Origin of the sequence: Mesorhizobium intechi, assembly GCF_002879535.1 — a bacterium.
Lineage (GTDB): Bacteria > Pseudomonadota > Alphaproteobacteria > Rhizobiales > Rhizobiaceae > Mesorhizobium > Mesorhizobium intechi.
The window spans coordinates 1-16,005 of record NZ_PNOT02000301.1; the positions used below are offsets into that span (position 1 = coordinate 1).

Below are 16,005 nucleotides of genomic sequence, written 5' to 3' on the forward strand. Positions count from 1 at the left end.
AGACGGTGCTGGTGCCGGCCGCCGCCGGAGGCGTTGGGTCGCTGCTTGTCCAGCTTGCCAAGGCAAAGGGCGCGGCCAAGGTGATCGCGGCCGCCGGCAGCGCGGGCAAGTTGGAGGTTGCGTTGTCGCTCGGCGCCGACGCGGCTGTCGATTACGTCAGGTCGAACTGGCCTGCGCGCGTCCGCGAGCTGGCGGGCGGGGAGGGCGCAGACATCGTCTACGACACGGTTGGGGGCGCCCTGACGGCGCTGTCGCTGCAGGCGCTGGCGCCTCGCGGAGAACTGATGTTCGCGGCGCTCGGCCGCTATGGGCTCGCGGCTTCCGATCTGGAAGCCATGATCGGCCGCAACCAGTCGCTGAGGGGTTTCGCGCTGCTGCCGCTGCTGTCGCCACAGGTGTTGCGTGCGAGCCTGTCGGAACTGTTCCAACTGGCGGCGAGCGGGCGGCTGCGGGTCGCGATCGGCGGCCGTTTTCCGCTCGACCAGGCCGGCGAGGCACACCGGCTGCTGGATGAGCGCCGCTCGACCGGCAAGGTCGTGCTGGTGCCTTGACAGGGCGACGGGCACCGTACCGTCAGGACCGGTTCATCCGATGGGCCGGATGGAGGCTCCCCCCACGATTTCCAACGACGCCGCCGCCGCCGCCGGATGCTCGCCAAGGCGACCGAGGCAATCGTCTAGCTTGTGGCGCTAGTTTTATCGAAAGCGCGCAAACGGGCCTCGATCTCGGTGCGAAGCCGGTCGCGGCTGACGGAAAGCACGCTATGGGGCAGTATGACGAACCGTTTGCCGTCCTGTGTAGGGAAAATGTTGCTCAGTCGCGAGGCCGTGGAGTTCTGGGCGGGCATGAAGGTCGCCAAACCGATGCCGAACCGCCTTAACCCCCTGCTGTTTCGGTTGACAGCCCTCCATAGAGGCAAGACCGTCTTGTCCGCGAACGCCTCGGAGACCTGTAGCGCGGTGACGTCCCGATACTGATCCTTGCCCAAGGAATACCTCGGCGTGCCCCCTGAAAAGTCGTACCATCGCTTCGTCACAACCTCGAATGTAAGGGTGAGTGAGGCAATCCCTTCCACTTCCCGCCAGGGGATGTCGAGAAAGACATAACCGTCGAGGTTGATGCGCAATCCGGCCGGCGATAACAGCAACAGCGGCCGGGCGGTCAGCAATCCATTGATTTGCCAGACAATCATGACGGCGGCCACAGCCGCCAAAGGGATACCCAGCAGCCAATTATCCTTGCCGAAGGCGACGACAAGCCCAACAACGAGAACCAACGCCGAGAAGGCGATGTATTTCGATGCGGTCCTGCCGCTGCCATAGGCAATGATCTTTTGGGTGTCTGGCGCTTGGTCTGAACTCAACGGTTCGCCTCCGGTCGCTGGCGCCTCCTTGCGGAGGCACGCGCCGACACTGTGCTGAACGATACAGCTAGGCCTTCGGCACGACAAGACGGTGGACCTGCAGCCTGGTGCACCCGTTCCATCTCACGGAGGACAAAAGGTGGGCATCGCTGCCCGCCATGCCAGAGCCAGGCATTGTCGAGCGAGATCGTTGCATGTGCAACCACTCTGGCCCGCACGGTCCATTCAGACGGGGCGGCAGTGGCCGCGAAGCTGCTTCTCGGCGCGCTCGAGCAAGGGGCGGGCGCCGGCATCGGTGTGAAGAAGTCAGGAGCGAATGTCCGAAGGTGAAGCCGCACGGGCGAGCAGCAGGGCGCGCTCCGCGTCATTGCCGGTCAATCCTGCGGCCTGGCGAAACGCGGCGCGGGCTTCGGCCTGATGCCCCAGCCTTTCCAGAAGATCGCCGCGCACCGTGGGCAGGAGATGCGAGTCCTTCAGGCGCGGCTCGTCCATCAGCGCCTCGACGATGGCGAGGCCCTGTGCCGGTCCGAACGCCATGCCGACGGCCACCGCCCGGTTGATTTCGACGATGGGCGAGGGGGCTGAGAGCGCAAGCGCCTGATAGTAGGCTGATATCGCGATCCAGTCGGTGTCGGCGGCGGTTGCCGCGCGGCTATGGCAGGCGGCGATCATCGCCTGCAGGAGATAGGGGCCGGGTGTCGATGTCAGGGTCATGGCGCGGTTCAGGCCGTCGAGGCCACGCCGGATGAGCGACCAGTTCCATCGGCCGCGGTCCTGGTCGAGCAGCAGGATCGGCTCCCTCGCCTTGCCGGTGCGGGCGAGGAAGCGCGACGCGTTGAGTTCCATCAGCGACACCAGCCCCTGCACCTCGGGCTCATCAGGCATCAGCGCCGCCAGGGAACGGCCAAGGCGCAGCGCCTCGCCACAGAGATCGGCGCGCAGCCAGTCCGATCCAGCGCTCGCCACATAGCCTTCGTTGAAGATGAGATAGACCACCTCCAGCACGGCAGCGAGGCGTTCGCGCCGCTCCTGCCCGCGCGGCGTCTCGAAGGCGATGGCGGCATCGCGAAGCGCCCGCTTGGCGCGCACGATACGCTGGGCGGCGGTGGCTTCGGGCACCAGGAAGGCGCGGGCGATCTCGGCTGTCGATAGCCCGCCCAGCAGACGCAGGGCGAGGGCTGCGCGCTGCTCGGCCGGCAGAACGGGATGGCAAGCGGTGAAGATCAGCCGCAAAAGGTCATCGTCGATATCCTCGTCGAGCACGGCCTCGATGTCGGGCATCGCGCGCTCCAGTTCGGCGAGGTCGATGGCGAGTTCGCGGTGCTTGCCGTCGATCATGGTGGTTCGGCGCAGCCGGTCTAGCGCCCGGTTCCTGGCGACCTCGGTCAACCAGGCGGCCGGGTTGCGCGGGATGCCGTCCCGGGGCCAGCGCTCCAGCGCCAGCAGGAAGGCATCGCCGGCGACCTCCTCGGCCAGCCCGATATCCCTGAGATAACGGGCGAGCCTGGCGGTGAGCTTGGGCTGCTCGATGCGCCACACCGCTTCGATGGTGGCTGTGGCCGTCAATCCTTAAACTCGCTGAAGCCTTCAACGACCTTCTGGACGTCCTCGGGGAAATCGCTCATCTCAAAGACGCGGCGAACCTCGATCACCTCATTCTCCCCGGCGGGGCAGCGGCGGGCCCATTCGATGGCTTCTTCACGAGAGCGCACGTCGATGACCCAATAGCCGCCCAGCACTTCCTTGACCTCGGCGAACGGCCCGTCGGTGACGACGGGCTTGCCGCCCTTGAAGCTGACCCGCGCGCCCGATGACGGCGGATGCAGCCCGTCCAGCGCCAGCAACACGCCGGCCTTCTTGAGCTCCTCATTGTATTTCATCATTCCCTCCACCCCCTTGGCGTCGGGCCTGACGTCGGGCGCCGCCTCTGCGTAGCCGCCGGGGATCATCAGCATCATGAACCGCATGGTCTTCTCCTTGGTTGGGTTGGTTCGATGATACGACGAACGAGGGGCGGCGGAATCGACAGCTGCTGCAAAAAAGTGCGAATCGCGATTACCGCGGGACGGACACGTTGGACCGCCACATGGGCGAGGCTGCCATCTGGCCCTGTCCTTTTGCCCTGATATGTCAGCTTGCATCCATCGCCTCGAGTGAGCCCGCGTGAAATCATCCAGCCTGGCCGGCGCCGCTTCCCCCATGATCCCGGTGCTCGTCTGCGCATTCGGCATCTTCCTCTTGTCCGGCATGGATGCGGCGATGAAGGTGCTGGTTATCGCGGTCGGCGTCTACAACACCGTACTGTGGCGCAGCATGCTGGCGACCTTGGTCGCGGGCGCCGGCTGGCTGGCGGGGCCGCGCTCGCTTCCCGCCATCTCGGTGCTGAGGCTGCATGCGCTGCGCGCGATGATTGTCGGCATTGTCCTGCTGTGTTTCTTCTGGGGACTTGCGCGGCTGCCGCTGGCGGAGGCGATCGGCCTCAGTTTCGTGGCGCCCCTGTTCGCGCTCCTGCTGGCCGCGCTGCTATTGGGCGAAAGGATACAGCGCAGGGCGATCTGGGCCTCGCTCGCCGGCATTGCGGGCGTCGCAATCATCGTGGCCGGCCAGTTCGGGCACGCAAGCTATGCCAGGGATGCCTTGCTCGGCACGGCGGCGGTGCTCGTTTCGACGGTGTTCTATGCCTACAATCTGATCCTCGCCCGGCGGCAGGCGCTGCTGGCCAAGCCCGTCGAAATCATGCTGTTCCAGAACCTTTGCGTTGCGATCATGCTTGGTCTGGCGGCCCCCTGGCTCGCCATTGCGCTGCCCGTCAATCTCTGGCTTCCGCTCGCGGGCGTAACGGCATTGTCGCTCGCCGGCCAGTTCCTGATGAGCTGGGCCTATGCCCGCGCCGAGGCACAATATCTGATCCCGACCGAATATTCGGCCTTCATCTGGGCGATCGCGCTCGGATGGTTCTTCTTCGACGAGGCGGTGACCTGGACGACGCTGGCGGGAGCCGGCCTCATCGTGGCCAGCTGCCTGATCGCCGCGCGCTCCAACCCGAGACTTGCCGAGCCGATCGAAGTCGCGGTTTGAAGGGAAGCACCCTCAACAACGCGTCGACACCTGGTTTTTACAGCAAGAATTGCACGACCTCATCAAAGCACGGAACGCTTTTGCGTAACCTGAATCAAATGTGGCCGTAGCTAGATCCGTGCCTGCTGTAAAATTTTATTCAATATTTTGTCGGGAGGATTACATTCCGTAGACCATTCGTCGGGTTGTTGTGCTCTCAGTCCGGAAAACGTCACTGAAGGGTCGATGTAATGGTGAACTATGTGGCAAGCTCCTGGAGCGGAATCGTGCATGGCAACGTTGGTCCGGATGCGGCCGCCTGGAACTCCTGTCGAACGATCCGAGCAGGCCAGGCATCACGAGGAGGATTTGTCCTATGAGCTTCTTCGTCAACGCCCTCGGCGTTCCTCTTCCCTACAGCGGCGCTTCCAGCCATTGGTACTCGGCGGCGGGGTCCGGGCCGGACTTGTACGGCAGCCCCGAAAACGACTCATTCTACGGAGCATCCGGTGTCAACGTCACCATGCACGGCGGCACAGGCGATGACATCTATTACCTCTATGCGGCGGGCAACAAGGTGGCTGACGCCGCTGGGGCAGGCATCGACACGATCAGCACATGGATGAGCTATAAGCTCCCCGACAATGTGGAGAATCTCGTCGTTACAAACGCCAACAACTATGCTTTCGGAAATGGGTTGGACAACATCATCACCGCCAAGGCCGGGCACCAGACTTTGGACGGCGGCGCGGGAAACGATGTGCTGATCGATGGTGGCGGCGGCTACGACACCTTCATCGTCTCGAAAGGCAACGGAAGCGACCTGATAGCGAATTTTGCCGCCACCGACACCGTCCGCCTCAATGGCTATGGGTTCACCTCGTTCGACGCCATCCACGCAAGCATGGTCCAGGCGGGATCGAACGTGCTGCTGAACCTCGGGTCCGGCGAGATCCTCGAGTTCAAGGACACGACCATCGACAAGCTGCAGCCCAGCCAGTTCGAATTGCCCATCGACAAATCCGGGATGCAGCTCTCCTTCAGCGACGATTTCAACACGCTGAACCTTCACAATAGCCAGGGCGGAACGTGGGATTCCAACTTCTGGTGGGGAGCGCCGAACGGCAGCACCTTGAGCAGCAACAACGAGCTGCAATGGTATATCGACGCCAATTACGCACCGACGAGTTCCGTCCATCCGTTCAGCGTGAACAACGGCGTGCTCACCATCACCGCGGCGCAGGCGCCGGCGGACATCAAGCCGCTGATCAACAATTACGAATACACCTCAGGCATCCTGACGACCCACGATTCCTTCTCGCAGACCTATGGCTATTTCGAAATCCGGGCCGACCTGCCAGAGCACGCCGGCGCCTGGCCGGCCTTCTGGCTGCTTCCGGAAGACGGTTCGTGGCCGCCGGAACTCGATGTCGTGGAGACGATTGGCCAGGCCCCGAACTCATTGATCATGACGGCGCACTCGAATGAAACGGGGACGCACACCAAGGTCACGTCGATAGTCAGTGTCTCGAACCCCGACGGCTTCCACACCTATGGCCTGCTCTGGACGCCGGACAAGCTCGTCTGGACCTATGACGGCGTGCAGGTCGCGGAAACGGCGACGCCGTCCGACATGAACAAGCCCATGTACATGCTGGTCGATCTCGCGGTCGGCGGCTTGGCCGGCGCCCCTCCCGATCATCTGGCCACGCCGGCCGAGATGAAGATCGACTACGTCCGCGCCTACACTCTGGACAGTGCGCCGGCAAACGCCCTGAACATCACCAGTAGCAGCGTCGGCACGCACAGTGTCGCACCGCACGGCAACAGCACGCTGCACGGCGGTTCCGAGTTCGGCGGCCACGCGTAGGTCGCGGGAACATGCAGCGTTGGGAAATTTGGAAATGACTGGACCGTCCGGCCTGCGTCCGGTCTTCATGCGCGCCATCGCCGACGTCGGTGTCTTCTCGCTGTTGATCAACGTCCTGCTGTTGGTGGTTCCGCTCTACCTGCTGCAGGTCTATGACCGCGTGCTACCGTCCTCCAGCGTCGAGACGCTTGTCTATCTTTCGGCCATGGCGGTTCTGACGCTCGCTGTCCTCGGGCTCCTGGACGCGATCCGCGCCGTTTACACGCAGCGCGTTGCGGCGACCCTCGACCAGAAACTGGGCGCCAGCACATTCGCCGTTTCGCTTGGCGCGAAACGTGCCGGGGGCCTGTCACCGCTGCGCGACCTCGCCTCGGTCTGCGCCTTCATCAGGTCGCGCGGCGTGGCGGTGTTGTTCGACCTGCCTTTCGCCCCTGTCTTCCTCGCCTTGCTCTATCTCATCCATCCGGTGCTTTTCTGGGTGACGGTCGCCGGCGCGGCGCTTCTGCTTTTGCTGGTCGTGGCCAACCAGCTTGCCATCGGCAGGAACGACGCCTTGTCCGCGGAGCGTTCGGCCTTGGCCAGCCAGGCGGAACATGCCTTTGCCCGCAATGCGGAGACGCTGCAAGCGATGGGCATGGTGGAGAACGCCGCGCGGGTCTGGGGACGGCACGTGGCGGCGGCGCTCACCTTGCACGACCGTTCCTCCAGTGCCAATGCGATCTTCAGCGGTGCCTCGCGGGCGCTGCGCATGATGCTGCAACTGGCGATCCTGGGCGCGGGCGCATGGCTGGTGCTCAAGGGACAGATGACGGCGGGCATGATCTTCGCCTCCTCGCTGGTGTCGTCGCGCGCACTGCAGCCGCTCGACCAGTTGATCGGCGCCTGGCGGCAGATCGCCGACGCCCGGCGGGCCTGGAAGCGGCTGGAGACGGCGTTAGCGGCGCGTCCGGCTGAAGCGCGCAAACTGATCCTGCCCGAGCCGGCAGGCGCGATTTCCGTGCAGGACGTCTTCTTCCTGGCGCCGAATGCGCAGCCCGGCACCGAACCCATCCTCAAGCGGCTGAACTTCCAAATCGGCGCCGGCGAAGCGTTGGCCATCGTCGGCCCGAGCGGCGCCGGCAAATCGACGCTGGCGCGGTTGCTTGTCGGCGCAGCCCGGCCAACCGGCGGCGCGGTCAGGATCGACGGCGCCGACCTCAGGACATGGGACGAGAACCAGCTCGGAAAGCGCGTCGGCTACCTCGCGCAGGAGGTCGAGCTCTTTCCAGGATCGATCGCGCAAAATGTCGCTCGCTTCGACCCCGATGCAGATGACGCCGCGATCATCGAGGCAGCAAGGCGGGCCGAGGCGCATGAGCTGATCCTGGCGCAGCGGGACGGCTACCAGACATTGATAGGTCCGTCGGACAGAATGCTGTCGGGCGGCGAACGCCAGAGGATCGGGCTGGCACGCGCCTTCTACGGCAATCCCAGAATTCTGGTCCTGGACGAGCCCAGCACCCATCTCGACGGCACCGGCGAAGCGGCGCTCGAGGCGGCACTCGCCGCCGCGAAGGCGGCCGGCATCACGATGGTCGTGATCACGCATCGCCCTTCGATCGCCGCGTCCTGCGACCGTGTGATGCTTCTGCGCGGCGGCGCGATCGAAGCCTTCGGCCCAAGCAGGGAGGTGCTGCGGCATTCGGTCGTCGGCAAGGGCCTTCCCGCGCAGCCGAATACGGTGGTGACAGGATCCTTCGCCACGACGATCCGCGCGCGTCACTCCCATTTTGGATCCTAGATGATGGTGGTGCAGAGCCTCGCCTGGGAAGAGGGCAACCCGCGCACCAACATAAGGCGTGTGGCATTCGCCGGTTACGCGGCAACGGCGCTATTGCTGGGTTGCTTTGGCTATTGGGCCGTCAGCGCGCCCTTGTCCGGAGCGGTGATCACGCAAGGGACGATCGCCGCGACCGGCGGAAACATCCTGATCCAGCATCCGGAGGGCGGCATCATCGAGGCGTTGCTGGTCCATGACGGCGATCACGTGCAACAGGCCCAGGATCTGATCGTGCTGGATCCGACAGCCGCACGGGCCGAGCTCAACCGGCTGACGAGACAGTCGATCGCGCTCAGGGCGGGGGCGGCGCGGCTGGAGGCGGAACGCGACGGGTTGGACAGGCTCGCGCCAATCACCAAACCGGCGCCCGCATCGCTCCAGGCCGATTTCGAAGCCCTGATCCGTGAACAGCAAAAGGAATTCGACGCCAGGCTCGCCCGCTTCCGATCGGAACAATCGATCCTCGCCCAACGACTGGCCATGCATCGGCAGTCCGTGGTGGGATTGCAGTCCCAGAAAGAGGCCGTTCGGCAACAAGCCGAAATCGTGAAGAAGGAACTCGGCATCAAGACAAGCCTGCTGGACAAGGGCCTCACCAATCGAACCGAATACTCGCAGCTTTTGCGCAGCGAGGCCGATCTCGTCGGGCAGGCCGGGGCGCTGGAAGCCAATCTGGCGGCGGTCAACACCCAGATCGTCGAAGCCCAGGAGCAGATCGAGCGACTGACCACGCAACGCGTGGAAGAGGCGCTGACGAAGCTGGACGAGGTCCGCTCCAACCTAGCCGACATCGAGGAACAGATCAGGGCGGCCGAGGCGGTGCTGCGGCGGACGACGATCAAGGCGCCGGCGGCGGGCATCGTGGTATCGTCGAGCTACAATGCCAAGGGCAGCGTGATTGCCCGCGGTGAAAAGATCATGGAGATCCTGCCCACGGCACCGGGTCTGATCGTCGATGCAAGGCTGCGGCCGAAGGACGTCGATCAGGTCCGTGTCGGCCAACCGGCGAAACTGCGATTGTCCGCCTTGAACATGCGGCTCACCCCCGAGGTTTCAGCCACCGTGGCACAAATTTCCGCGGACCGGCTCATCGACGAGGCCACGCATGAGCCCTATTTCCGCGTCAAACTCAGCATTGCCGCCGACCTGCCGCCCGGCGTGAAGCCCGAGCAGCTTTATCCCGGAACGCCGGTCGAGGCTTTCATCAACACCGGCGATCGGACTTTCTTCGGGTATCTGGCACGGCCGATGCTCGATTCCTTCGCTCGCGCGTTCACGGAGCGGTAGCTGTCGCCGGCGCGCAATCCACCGGGCTGACATTCAGGCAATCACCGCACCGCCTCGCGGTGGGTGCCGGGCAGGCGGGTGGCGATCAGCTTGTCGATGCGGCGGCCGTCTAGGTCGACCACCTCGAAGCGCCAGCCTTGCGCGTCGACGCATTCGCCGGTCGCCGGCAGATGGTGCATGTGCGACAGCACATAGCCGGCGACGGTCTCGTAGTCGCGGTTTTCGGGCAGGTCGAAGCCCAGAATCTCGGCCATCTCGTCGGCCTGCATATAGCCGGCGAGCAGCCATGAACCGTCCTCGCGCTTGACGGCGTTTTCCTCGTCGCCAGCATCGAGGTCCGCGCGGAACACGCCGGTGATGGCTTCGAGAATATCGGCCGGCGTGACGATGCCTTCGAAATGGCCGTATTCGTCATGCACCAGCGCCATCGGCACGTCGGATTCCTTGAGTTTGTGGAGCACGTCGAGCGCGTCGGCCTGGTCGTAGACGATGGGAGCGACGCGCACATGCTTGCGCGGGTCGAGCGTGCGGCCGGCAAGGATCGCGGCCAGCACGTCGCGCGTCTGGACGACGCCGACCATCACGTCGACGCCGCCGTCACCCGCCGGCAGGCGCGAATGCTGCGTTTCCATCAGCAACTTGCGGATCGTCGCGTCGTCGGACTGCAGGTTGATCCAGTCGACCTCGGTGCGCGGCGTCATCACCGCGCGAACGGCGCGGTCGCCAAGCCGCATGACGCCGGCGATCATGCGCCGCTCGTCGGATTCGATGGTGCCGTGATGCTCGGCCTCGGCGACCAGCATCTTGATCTCCTCATCGGTGACCTTCTCGTCGCTTTCGCCGCGCTGGCCAAGCAGCCACAATATGGCGCGGCCGGAAATGTCGAGCAGGAACACCAGGGGTGCCGAAACGGTGGCGAGGATGGTCATGGCCGGGGCCGCGCGGGCGGCGACGCGTTCGGGGTCGCGCAGCGCGATCTGCTTGGGCACCAGTTCGCCGACGATCAGCGAGAAATAGGTGATGACGGCAACGACGATGCCGACGCCGAGCGGATCGGCGACGCTTTCGCGCATGCCTATCGAGGCGAGGTACATGGACAGCCGGTCGCCCAGCGTGGCGCCGGAAAAGGCGCCGGAAAGCACGCCGACCAGCGTGATGCCAATCTGCACCGAGGACAGGAACTTGCCGGGATTGGAGCCAAGATCCAGCGCCCGACCGGCGCCGTTGACGCCACGGTCGATCATCGCCTTGAGCCGTGCCGGGCGCGATGAAACGATGGCGAGTTCGGACATTGCCAGAAGGCCGTTCACACAAATGAGGACGACCACGATAGCGATTTCGACGTATAGCATGAGGGCTCAATAGCATTGGGACGGGTCGCTCGAAAATAGTCCGGCAGCATTTTTAGAAAATGACAGTTCGGGCTGATGAAGCGGTACGATTACGCGGCGTCGCACAGACCATGCATTGTTAGACCGCTTCCGACCACGGCCCTCTCTCAAGGCCCATTTCACTGCGGCTGCTTAAGCACGCCGATGATTGCCTTGCCGTCGGTGAAATAGGGGTCGCCGCCGCCGTTGCGGCCGGTCCTGGTGACGCCGATCCCGGCCATGTCGCTGGTCGATGCCAAAAGGCCGGCAGCGTTGAGGTCGCCGATCAGGAAGTCGCGTTCGGCGTCGATGTCGGGACCGATGTGATGGGTGATGGCGCCAGTGTCGTGGCTGAGGCCGACGCCGCGGTCAAAGCTCGCGGCCCCCAGCCAGAGCGGGCGGCCATCGTCGCCGATCGTATCGGTCTGCCAGAAACGGACGTGATGGCGCCGGTCGGCGCTGTCGCCCACCGGCTTTTCGAAAGCTAGATCCTGGGCGCGGCCCTCGAACAGCAGGCGGCTCATCGGCGCATCGGGATAGGGGCGGGAAAACAACACGCTCTCCCCGATGTCGATGGCGGTTCTCAAGGTGACGGCGTCAGCGGTGTCCCAACCGGCAATAGCGAAGGCATGGACCACCTCTCTTTCGGTGCCGACAAGACCGACATTGATCGGGTCGCCCGGAATGCCTTGGGGCGTGTGCGTCACCATTTCGAAGCGCTGGTCGCGAAAGCCGCGGTCGCGAAATGTCCAGAATTCCGGCGCCGCGACATAGGCGAGCGCCAGATAAGCGGCCAGCAAGGACGCCAGCCAGATTGTCGCGCGTCGCCGAAGGCTTCGTGGGCTCATGAAGAAGGCTCGATCCGTGCGGTATCTGTTGCCTGACAGCCCTTGGAAATCAATGGCCAGGAATGCGCAGCCGGTCTATTGTCAGCCATCGTTTTTGCGCGGGGGCAGGAATGAAGGGGAAACCGACAAGCCGCGGGCCGATGGCGTTGACCGCCGACCTTGTCGAGAGGGTCGAGCGCGTCGAGCCGGATCCCGGCCCCGAGCCTGGAACAGCCGAGCATACCGACGCGGAATTCGACGGCCTTGTCGAGCAACTCCTGTCGCAATACCGGCCTGAAGCGCTGTGGGTGTTTGCCTACGGCTCGCTGATCTGGAATCCTGAATTCGTTCCTGTCGAGCAGCGCCCGGCCACGGCGCCAGGGTGGCACCGCTCATTCTGTCTGAAACTGACCCGCTGGCGTGGGACCCGCGAATTGCCGGCCCTGATGCTGGCTCTCGACCGCGGCGGCAGTTGCAACGGCATTGTTTACCGGCTGCCCGCCGAAGATCATTTCCGGCAACTCGGCCAGTTGATGCGCCGCGAGATCGATGCCAACCCGCCAACCAATGTGCCGCGCTGGATCAAGGTCCGGACGAGGGACGGTCCGCTGCGCGCCCTGGCCTTCGTCGCTGCACCAGATGGCAGGGCCTATGCAGGACGGCTGCCGCCGGAGCACGTTGCGGACACGCTGGCGCGGGCCGCCGGACATTGGGGCTCGTCGGCGCAATATCTGTTCAGGACCGTCAGCAAGCTGGAGGAAAGCGGTATCCACGACCGGAATCTCTGGCGCGTCCAGGATCTGGTGGCACGGCACATCATCGCTTCGACCGCTGGCGCCGGGCCTGACTGATCATCTGCTAGCGACAGGCGCGGTAACCGCTCTTGCGGTTCTTGATGTCGAAATGGAAATGGTTGCGGTGGTCGTAATTGTAGCCAGGGCCGAGCACGGTGGTGAAATACTGGCAGCCATCGGCGCGCACATTGTTGAGGAAGCCTCGCGTGCGGAAGGCGAACAGGCCGGGCTTGCGCACGTCGATGTCGTCGCCATTGTTGAGCTCGATGCTCATCACGTCGAGCGCGTTGCCCTTGCCGTGCTCGGACAAGACACCTTCGCCGGCGATGTTGCGGCAGGAATAGCTCGAGCCCTGGTGGATGGTCTTGACGCCGGAGAAGTAGCGCCAGCGGGCGGAGGGAACGAGTTCGTTCTTCGTCCAGGCGGCGAAGGTGGCGGCCATGTCGCAGGTCAGCGTCGCGGCGGGTTTCATCTCGACACTGCCGATGGCCGTGACCTTTACGGGATAGTCGATGCCGCACTGGCCTTCATGGATCGGCGCCAGGTCGGTATAGGCGACATCGAGGCGCTTCAGCTGCTGGCGGCAATCAACTTCGCTGGCCGGTATCTGCTCGACCGGCGACATCGGCTCATCCATGCGCGGATAGGCGGCCTGCGTCATGTAGGGATTGGACGGGACAAGCCGCTGCATGCCGGTATATTGCGGCACGGCCGCGGTTTGCGCGCCGACATCGACCGCAGGCTGCAACGACAGCACGCTGCCGGTGTTGCAGGCCGAAACCGACGCGAGCGTAAGGCCGGCGGCCAGCAGCGTCGCCGGTTTCGATCGGCGCGCGGTGGCGGAAAACAAGGCGCGAAATTTGCCGGGCATTGGCGGAATCCTGTCCCCGAACCTGATCCCCATCGGGTTCTAGCTTTTGCCTGGCCATGATCGTTTCCGAAAACCGGTTTCCACTTTTCGGGGTCATGGCCGGATATCCGGCATTTTAACGATCAAGGGTAAAGGAAAACTCAGCGCCCGCATTCACGCCTGCGGCGGAAATGCGGCGGCGATTCGTTGTGGGCCTTACTGGCAGAACGTGCCGCCATGCCTGCGCGGCTCGAGATCGAGGTGGAAGTGCAGCGCGTGGTCGGCGTCGGCGCCTGGTCCGAGCACGGTCTTGAACGGACCGCAGGCGGCCTTGCGTACGGCATTGAGGAATTTGGCATCCTTTTCAGGCGGCGTTGGGCCGATCTCGACCTTCCTGCCGTCGGACAAGGTGAAGCTGGCGATGTCGAGCGCGTTGCCGAAGGCGTGCTCGGACAGTTTCCCCGTGCCGTGGCGCGGACGGCAGACGAAGGCCGATGCCTGGCTGATCGATTTGAGGTCGGCGCCGAATTCGGCCTTCGCCGCTGGCTGGATGACGTCGGCGGCAAATCGCGCCGCCGCTTCGGCCATCGGGCAGTTGAGTTCGGTGCCTGGGGCGATGGCGATCGACTTGCCAAGGTTCTTCAGCACCAGGGGGTAGGGAATGGAGCAGCCGATTTCGGGATTGCTTTCCGCGCTGTGCTCCTCGAATTCGACGCCGAGCGCCTTCAGCCGATCGCGGCAGGCAACTTCCTCGGCGGGCATCTTTTCGCCAGGTCGGTCGGCCGAGCGCGGGTCGGGAAGCATCTGCTTGTCGCCACCATTTGCCGGTTTTTCAGGCGGCTGCGGCGCAACGGCCGGTCGCTGACCCCCTGGTTCCGCCGTGTCGGGTCTTTGTGTCGGGATCGGCACGTCGGCTGGCGGCTCCGGCTCGCTCTCCGTTTCGGTTGACGGCTCTCGGGACGAAGGTTCGGGAACCGGCGGCTCGGGATGTGCCTGCTTTGCCTGGCCAGACTTTTCCTCATTGACCTGGTTGGAGGCGTCCGGTGCCTTTGAACCTTCCGTCTTTTGCTCTTCCGCCGGTGCGGCGTCGGCCTTTGGCGCATCCGTGGGACGCGGCTCGGGCACAGGAACCTTCGCGGGCGAGGTCTGCTGCTCCCGCGTTTCCCTTGGCGTCTGCTTTGGCGCGACCTGCTGCTTGCCGCGCGATCTGCCGCGGTGCTTGCTTTTCGGCCTCAATGGCTGGGCCAGACGCTGGGTTGACGACTGATCCATCCGCGGGGATAGCGGCTGGAAATGCCTGTGACGATGTTTGGCGTCGGCCGGCATCGCCAGCAGGAGCGCAGCCGCCAGGAGCAGCGCCAAGGTGCAAAGTCGGGAAAAGCTCAGCGTTGCCATCGCTCCGAAACGGCGCCGGCATGCTGAAGTTGCCTGGACGGACGCTTTCCCCCGATCACAATCGGTTACCGCTGCGTTACGCGCCGATCGCTTCGAGGCCTTCCTCCAGCCAGTCGGCGAGCAGCGGCATGCCAAGCAGGTACTTGGCCGTGCGCTTGTTGGCGCGTTCGCGCGCCGCCGTCACGGCGTCCACCCATTCCGAGGGGTCATAGTCGCCGCGGCCGACCCAGGCGAGCGCGACCAGTTCGGCGGCTTCATCGACATTGAGGTCGTTGATCAGTTCGCGCAGTTCCTCTTCGGTCAGGTTTTCCGAGCTTTCCTCGGCAAGGCCGTCATGATGATGATTGTCGTGCGTGTCGCCGTCGAACTCGATCTCGTGCTCGGCGCCGTCGGCATAGTCCTCGTTGACGGCCGCGCTCAGTGCCTTGGCCTTGAGGATGAACAGGCGCACCGTATCGGGGCCGATCGAGAGTTCCCAGTCCTTTTCGAGCCGCCGCTGCACGGGCCATCTCCGTCAGTCGTTTGCGCGGATGATAGCGAATTTCCGGCCTCCGTCACCTGATGTTCTCCACGTGAATTTTTCCGGGATGAAACGCGGGGCGCTTGGCGTTAGTGTTGCATTCTCACCCCTCAAGGAGGCTTCGATGCACAAAAGAATGCTGATCCAGGCCGCGACTGCCCTTGTCGCGCTGCAGTTCTTCGCCGTCCCGGTATTCGCGGCGGGCAGTAGCAGCGGTGGCAGCGACCAGACTGTCACCCAGTGCAAGAAGGGAGAGGTCTGGGACAAGAAGAAGAAGAAGTGCGTCGCACCGCAGGAAGGCATGCTGGACGACGACAGCATCTATGACGCCGGCCATGCGCTGGCGATGGCCGGGCGCTATGACGAGGCGATCTCGGTGCTCACCCTTGCCGCCAACAAGCAGGATCCGCGCATTCTCAACTATCTCGGCTATTCGCATCGTCATTCCGGACGTGTCACCGTCGGCCTCGGCTATTACGAGGAAGCGTTGCGCATCGACCCGAATTACACGCTAGTGCGCGAATATCTCGGCGAGGCGCATCTGCAGATCGGCGACCTGTCGGGCGCCCAGCAGCAGCTGATGGAAATCGAGAAGCGCACCGGCAAGGGCTCGCGCGAATACGGCATGCTGTCGGAGCAGATCGAGCATTTCATGCGGAGCTGATCGGGCTCCAAAGATTTGCCGAAACGGCCGCGAGCAATCGCGGCCGTTTTTTTCATCGCCTCCCGCCTCATTGGCCGCCTCCTCTGGTGAAAGCGGGGACGATTTTTGCACAACCGCTTTTTTGGGCGTGAAAAACCCGCGAAGATTGCTATATTGGGGGAAATTGCGGTGAAACGGTTCCGTTAGCCC

The 16,005-nt window shown here is 64.1% G+C and carries 15 protein-coding genes; 7 read left to right on the forward strand and 8 right to left on the reverse strand.

Going from position 1 to position 16,005, the window contains the following annotated elements:
• The coding region (locus C1D09_RS25795) for a quinone oxidoreductase family protein (RefSeq protein ID WP_143976898.1) at nt 1–551 on the forward strand (551 nt) is incomplete at its 5' end.
• Nucleotides 552–676: 125 nt separating this feature from the next.
• Here C1D09_RS25795 and C1D09_RS25800 read toward each other — a convergent pair.
• The 3 genes from C1D09_RS25800 to C1D09_RS25810 form a co-directional block, all read right to left on the reverse strand.
• On the reverse strand, nt 677–1,363 hold the full coding sequence (locus C1D09_RS25800) for a hypothetical protein (RefSeq protein WP_143976899.1): 687 nt from the start codon (nt 1,361–1,363) through the stop codon (nt 677–679).
• A gap of 306 nt (nt 1,364–1,669) precedes the next feature.
• A complete protein-coding gene (locus C1D09_RS25805) occupies nt 1,670–2,929 on the reverse strand; it encodes an RNA polymerase sigma factor (RefSeq protein WP_143976900.1) in 1,260 nt (419 codons plus the stop codon).
• Nucleotides 2,926–3,330 carry a YciI family protein gene (locus tag C1D09_RS25810; protein WP_143976901.1) on the reverse strand — a complete coding sequence of 135 codons (405 nt, stop codon included), beginning with the start codon at nt 3,328–3,330 and terminating at the stop codon, nt 2,926–2,928. The genes C1D09_RS25805 and C1D09_RS25810 overlap by 4 nt, the downstream gene beginning before the upstream one ends.
• 232 nt (nt 3,331–3,562) lie before the next feature.
• On the opposite strand from C1D09_RS25810, the gene C1D09_RS25815 reads away from it, so the two are divergent.
• From C1D09_RS25815 to C1D09_RS25830, 4 genes are all read left to right on the forward strand, one after another.
• Entirely contained in the window at nt 3,563–4,441 is an 879-nt protein-coding gene (locus C1D09_RS25815) for a DMT family transporter (RefSeq protein WP_143976910.1), read from the forward strand.
• Between the two features lie 355 nt (nt 4,442–4,796).
• Nucleotides 4,797–6,290, forward strand: coding sequence for an endo-1,3-1,4-beta-glycanase EglC (gene eglC, locus C1D09_RS25820; RefSeq protein ID WP_143976911.1), 1,494 nt, complete (start codon nt 4,797–4,799; stop codon nt 6,288–6,290).
• A gap of 34 nt (nt 6,291–6,324) precedes the next feature.
• A complete protein-coding gene (locus C1D09_RS25825) occupies nt 6,325–8,070 on the forward strand; it encodes a type I secretion system permease/ATPase (RefSeq protein WP_143976902.1) in 1,746 nt (581 codons plus the stop codon).
• Between the two features lie 3 nt (nt 8,071–8,073).
• Nucleotides 8,074–9,396 (forward strand): HlyD family type I secretion periplasmic adaptor subunit, encoded by a 1,323-nt coding sequence (locus C1D09_RS25830; RefSeq protein WP_143976912.1) that lies wholly within the window; start codon nt 8,074–8,076, stop codon nt 9,394–9,396.
• A 41-nt stretch (nt 9,397–9,437) separates the two neighbouring features.
• On the opposite strand, the gene C1D09_RS25835 is transcribed toward C1D09_RS25830, so the two are convergent.
• Together C1D09_RS25835 and C1D09_RS25840 are read right to left on the reverse strand one after the other, a co-directional pair.
• Nucleotides 9,438–10,748 (reverse strand): hemolysin family protein, encoded by a 1,311-nt coding sequence (locus tag C1D09_RS25835; protein WP_143976903.1) that lies wholly within the window; start codon nt 10,746–10,748, stop codon nt 9,438–9,440.
• Between the two features lie 158 nt (nt 10,749–10,906).
• Nucleotides 10,907–11,614 (reverse strand): LssY C-terminal domain-containing protein, encoded by a 708-nt coding sequence (locus tag C1D09_RS25840; protein WP_143976904.1) that lies wholly within the window; start codon nt 11,612–11,614, stop codon nt 10,907–10,909.
• Nucleotides 11,615–11,724: 110 nt separating this feature from the next.
• On the opposite strand from C1D09_RS25840, the gene C1D09_RS25845 reads away from it, so the two are divergent.
• The gene (locus tag C1D09_RS25845) at nt 11,725–12,444 is read left to right on the forward strand and encodes a gamma-glutamylcyclotransferase (protein WP_143976905.1); all 720 of its coding nucleotides are present in this window, start codon (nt 11,725–11,727) and stop codon (nt 12,442–12,444) included.
• Nucleotides 12,445–12,451: 7 nt separating this feature from the next.
• On the opposite strand, the gene C1D09_RS25850 is transcribed toward C1D09_RS25845, so the two are convergent.
• From C1D09_RS25850 to C1D09_RS25860, 3 genes are all read right to left on the reverse strand, one after another.
• The gene (locus C1D09_RS25850) at nt 12,452–13,258 is read right to left on the reverse strand and encodes an extensin-like domain-containing protein (protein ID WP_143976906.1); all 807 of its coding nucleotides are present in this window, start codon (nt 13,256–13,258) and stop codon (nt 12,452–12,454) included.
• Nucleotides 13,259–13,453: 195 nt separating this feature from the next.
• The gene (locus C1D09_RS25855; protein ID WP_143976907.1) at nt 13,454–14,509 is read right to left on the reverse strand and encodes an extensin-like domain-containing protein; all 1,056 of its coding nucleotides are present in this window, start codon (nt 14,507–14,509) and stop codon (nt 13,454–13,456) included.
• A gap of 199 nt (nt 14,510–14,708) precedes the next feature.
• On the reverse strand, nt 14,709–15,134 hold the full coding sequence (locus tag C1D09_RS25860; protein ID WP_143976908.1) for a DUF3775 domain-containing protein: 426 nt from the start codon (nt 15,132–15,134) through the stop codon (nt 14,709–14,711).
• A 142-nt stretch (nt 15,135–15,276) separates the two neighbouring features.
• Between C1D09_RS25860 and C1D09_RS25865 the strand changes: the two genes are divergently transcribed.
• The gene (locus C1D09_RS25865; RefSeq protein WP_143976909.1) at nt 15,277–15,816 is read left to right on the forward strand and encodes a tetratricopeptide repeat protein; all 540 of its coding nucleotides are present in this window, start codon (nt 15,277–15,279) and stop codon (nt 15,814–15,816) included.
• The last annotated feature ends 189 nt before the right edge of the window (nt 15,817–16,005 follow it).